Here is a 2,307-nt window from a genome sequence, read left to right on the forward strand (position 1 = left end):
ATCAAACTGAAACTGAAAGGGCTGGCCCCTGTGCAATACAGGAACCAGCCATTAAACCTACCAACTCAATGAACCGTCCAACTTTATGGGGTCAGTTCATGATGGGGCGAGATGAATGTGACGATGCCGCGTCGTACCGCCTCGCGCGCCAGATCGCTCGCGCTCCAGTGGCTAATCGGAACCGCGCCGTCACAAACGCCGACGCCATCGGCTGACAGCACGATCGTCCGCGCCCAAAGCGCCAGTTGCTGGAGTGTCGAATGGCGGATCAAGCGGTCCAGCGAGCTGAGCCTCGGCGCTGAGCGTGAGCGGGGCAGAATGGCGCGACATAGCGTGCTTCTCAGGCTGCGAATCACCCAAAGTGTGTCACCAAATGCGCGCCGCCAGAACCCAACGAGTCGCAACTTCAGCGGAGGTGTACTAGGAGCCAACCAACTCTGCAAACATTCCTATCCCCCTCGGAAACCGTCCAGAGTTCCGTTGGAGATAGGGAGCGTAGAACCCTGCAGAGAGCATCGGATGATCCGGAGGCAACGTGAAGAAGCCTCCGGCAGATTTTCGGCAATTTGCCGCTGAACAAAGACAGACTGGTACCGCGATACTCTCGCTCTCTGAGGTAGCATAATCCCAGGTCAATTCGACGTCACGAGAGATTTCCTGAATAGCGATAAAATCATAGGCTCCGAATCGGTTAGGCACGATCGCTAGATTAGGATTACAAGAATGGTTCGAACGGATAGCTGGCTCCTGAAAGAGAGCGTGGACATTCCAATCCATTTGAATTGTGTATATCGTCCTCACTTCCTCCAAACGGTCGATTAAACCAATCATGACAACCTCACCTGGCAAGAATTGACGAGCAGAGAAGACGCCACTCCCTTTGTTGCTGCCTGTATCGAAGATTTTCGTGTTACGTGTATTGATTATTCTTGCGCATACAGCATCATCTTTCAATAGGGAATAGGATTTCTTCTTTTTATTCGGCATAACGCGATCCTTTTAATTAGACGCTGATCTAGAGCATCTAATGCTTTCGAACGCCTGCCGTGTGAATGGCGGCAGGCGGTACCGGTTCGGCAACGAAGTACATTCAAAATTTGTGCCCATTAGGATGACACGAGCTGAAGCAAGAGGTTTCCTTGCTGTTCAGCTATTTTTCCCGAGACCGGACATGAAAAGGCTTTGCAGCCGGTCGGGCGGACTCGACAAACCCGACAGAAATGTCGGTAAGCGTTCAATTTCTGCACATAGGCCTTTGTGAGCAGGATCGCAGAGATGTGTCCATTATCAATGCAAGAGATGGACGAACTTGGCAGTGGAAAGGTTGCGGTCATCACGGTGCTGGGGACGGCAATCGTCAGTCTGACCCGGTCGTGAGGCCCGTCTGATCAAAGCGTGTCTTGAGCCCGGGGTTTCGGTCGCGGGCTTGCGCTGGCGTACGGCGTGAATGCGAACCTGTTGCGCAACTGGATTGCGCTGCGTACGCCTCCGGCTAGGCCTTCACCGCCTTTCGATTACCCACATCGTCGGCTTGATTCAATGGAGATGCCGAAGGCGATGTCGTGCAAGCGGGTCATGCCGCGCCGGGCGACCATGTTGCCGGGAGGCGGATTATGTTTGCCGGCGAGATAGCCTCCACGCATGGCGATTTGCAGCAGGTAGGCGGCGAGCGTGGGCCGTTGGAGGCGCGGTCGCGTTCGGGACGCGTTGACGCACCAACTCGACCAGGCGCGGGTCCATCAGCGGCACCCGCGACGTCAAGTTGGGCCCGGTTGATCGATAACACCCTATTTGAGGCAGGTTCAGTCGGGGTGGATCTGCCCACTCCGATCACAAGCCGATCTTTCGACCCCGTGGTCGGCAATCCTCCATGGACCTTCGTGAAGAAGGAAGGCGGCGCCGAAAGGCGACGCGCTTCCGATACATCGACGCCCCTTCCGAGACGGAGCCCCGATTAGGCATTCCTGCCACTCTATCTAGCCGACCCCCGTGGCCGCGTTGCCGATCGGTGCGCACTGGTCGCCTACATCGCCCCGGCACCTGAAGATCGTCTCTGCGGACGTTCGTTGAGCAATTCAGGCCGCCTCCGGCTGGCGTTTGATCAGCGTCAGCGTCAACCAGCGCGCGGTCAGCGCCGGCTTTTTCGAGCCCTCGATCTCAATCGTCACGCCCAGCGCCGTCTGCACCCAGCCCGACGGCCTGACCTTGACGTCGGCCAGTACGAAACGGGTGCGGATGCGCGAACCGGTTTTCACCGGCGCCAAGAAGCGCAGCGATTCGAAGCCATAGTTGACACCCATCTTGCAG

General features: G+C 56.8%; 3 protein-coding genes. 1 reads left to right on the top strand and 2 read right to left on the bottom strand.

Annotated features, from left to right (window positions below; all coding sequences use genetic code 11):
* On the top strand, positions 1-215 hold a 215-nt coding region (locus NKH35_RS32130; RefSeq protein WP_502907019.1), incomplete at its 5' end, for a hypothetical protein.
* A gap of 205 nt (positions 216-420) precedes the next feature.
* On the opposite strand, the gene NKH35_RS31395 is transcribed toward NKH35_RS32130, so the two are convergent.
* Together NKH35_RS31395 and NKH35_RS31400 are read right to left on the bottom strand one after the other, a co-directional pair.
* Positions 421-987, bottom strand: coding sequence for an SET domain-containing protein-lysine N-methyltransferase (locus tag NKH35_RS31395; RefSeq protein ID WP_352917539.1), 567 nt, complete (start codon positions 985-987; stop codon positions 421-423).
* A 1,088-nt stretch (positions 988-2,075) separates the two neighbouring features.
* The coding region (locus NKH35_RS31400) for a hotdog family protein (RefSeq protein WP_502907020.1) at positions 2,076-2,307 on the bottom strand (232 nt) is incomplete at its 5' end.

The organism is Mesorhizobium sp. M1143 (genome assembly GCF_040318435.1).
Taxonomy (GTDB): domain Bacteria; phylum Pseudomonadota; class Alphaproteobacteria; order Rhizobiales; family Rhizobiaceae; genus Mesorhizobium.